Source organism: Microbacterium sp. (assembly GCF_031178525.1).
In the GTDB taxonomy this organism is placed as follows: Bacteria; Actinomycetota; Actinomycetes; order Actinomycetales; family Microbacteriaceae; genus Microbacterium.
Genome location: NZ_JAPSJA010000348.1, coordinates 1 through 2255 on the forward strand (window position 1 = coordinate 1; position 2255 = coordinate 2255).

The 2255-nt window shown below is 71.5% G+C and carries 1 protein-coding gene; it reads left to right on the top strand.

The genetic code is table 11. The annotated features are described in order from the left end of the window. The coding region (gene hrpA / locus RIF89_RS14195) for an ATP-dependent RNA helicase HrpA (protein ID WP_309069726.1) at window positions 1-2255 on the top strand (2255 nt) is incomplete at both ends.

The following is a 2255-nucleotide window of genomic DNA, read 5'->3' on the forward strand; positions in this document are numbered from 1 at the left end:
CTCCAGGTGCCGCTGGGCGGCACGGTCGGCTACAAGGTGCGCTTCACCGACAAGGTGTCGGACGCGACGCGCATCGCGCTGATGACCGACGGCATCCTGCTCAACGAGATCCACCGCGACCGGATGCTGTCGCGCTACGACACGATCATCGTCGACGAGGCCCACGAGCGGTCCCTCAACGTCGACTTCCTGCTGGGATACCTGAAGCAGCTGCTGCCCCAGCGCGCAGACCTCAAGGTGATCATCACGTCCGCGACGATCGATCCCGCGTCGTTCTCCAGGCACTTCGCGAGCGCGGACGGCACGCCCGCTCCGGTGATCGAGGTCTCGGGGCGGACCTTCCCCGTCGAGATCCGGTACCGCCCGCTCGTGGACACGACGAAGGCAGAACCGGGCACCTCTCCCGCGGATGCCGCCGGCTCCGTCTCGGGTCGCCCTCTCGCCGCGGAGGAGGGGTACGACGCCGAGGACGAGGTGTCGGCGATCGTGGCGGCGCTGCGCGAGCTCGACCGCGAAGCGCCAGGGGACGTGCTGGTCTTCCTGCCCGGCGAGGCGGAGATCCGCGACGCGGCCGATGCCGTGCGCGGCGCGTTCCGCGATCAGCGGGCGCCCACCGAGGTCCTGCCCCTGTACGGCCGGCTGAGCGCCGCCGAGCAGCACCGCGTGTTCGAGCGCTCGACCGTCGCCGGCCTGAAGCGCCGCGTGATCCTGGCGACCAACGTCGCCGAGACGTCGCTGACCGTGCCGGGCATCAAGTACGTGATCGACACCGGCACCGCTCGCATCTCGCGCTACAGCAACCGCGCCAAGGTGCAGCGGCTGCCGATCGAGGCGATCTCGCAGGCGTCCGCGCAGCAGCGCTCCGGTCGTGCGGGTCGCACCAGCGAGGGCATCGCGATCCGCCTCTACGGCGAGGACGACTTCGCGCGCCGTCCCGAGTTCACCGAGCCGGAGATCCTGCGCACGTCGCTGGCGTCCGTGATCCTGCAGGCCCTCGCTCTCGACTTCGGCGACATCCAGCGCTTCCCCTTCCTCACGCCCCCCGACTCGCGCGGCGTCAAGGCGGCCACCGACCTGCTCGTCGAGCTCGGCGCGGTCACGCTGATCCGCGACGGATCGCCGCGGCTCACGCGCGTCGGCCGCGACATCGCGCGCCTGCCGATCGACCCGCGCTTCGCCCGCATGCTCGTCGAGGCGCAGCGCAACGGCACGGTCGACGAGGTGCTCGCGATCGTGTCGGGGCTGTCGATCCAGGACGTTCGGGAGCGCCCGGAGGAGCAGCGCGAGCAGGCCGACCAGGCGCACGCGCGCTTCGCGGATCCGACGAGCGACTTCCTGACGCTGCTGAAGCTCTGGAACCACCTGCAGGAGAAGCAGCGCGAACTCGGCTCGAGCGCGTTCCGCCGCCTGTGCCGCGCGGAGTTCCTGAACTACGTGCGCGTGCGCGAGTGGTTCGATGTGCACCGCCAGCTGCGCAGCCTCGCCGGCCACCGCTCGTCACGCGAGGACGGGAAGCGACCCCGGCGGGACGAAGCGCACCGGTCCCCCGGCGATGGTCCTGCCGCCGTCCCGGGAGCGCAGGGCGATGCCATCCATCAGGCGCTGCTGGCGGGCCTGCTGTCGCAGATCGGCGTCCTCGACGAGCGAGAGAAGAGCAAGGACCCGCGCCGCGGCGCCGAGTACCGCGGCGCACGCGGCGTGAAGTTCTCGGTCTTCCCGGGATCGGTGCTGCGCAAGCGCCGCCCGAAGGCCGTCATGGCGGCCGAGCTCGTCGAGACGTCGCGGCTGTTCGCCCGGACGGTGGCGCAGATCGATCCGGCGTGGGCCGAGGCGCTCGCGGGCGAACTGGCCAAGCGGCAGGTGTCGGAACCTCACTGGTCCAAGGACGCAGGCGCGGCCGTCGCGTACGAGAAGGTCACGCTGTACGGCGTCGAGATCGTGCCGCGCCGCCGCATCCAGTTCGCCCGCGTGGACCGCGCCGCCGCGCGCGAGCTGTTCGTCCGCCACGCGCTGGTCGAAGGCGAGTGGGATCCGTCCCGCCTGCCGCAGAACATCACGGCGTTCCTGCGTCAGAACCACGAGCTGCGGCGCCGCCTCGAGAAGCTCGAGGAGCGCGAGCGGCGGCGCGACATCCTCGCCGGCGACGAGGCCGTTTTCGCGTTCTACGACGCGCGCATCCCCGCCGACGTGTTCGACGTCCGATCGTTCGAGACGTGGTGGCGCGAGGCCCTCGCGCGCACGCCGAAGCTGCTCAC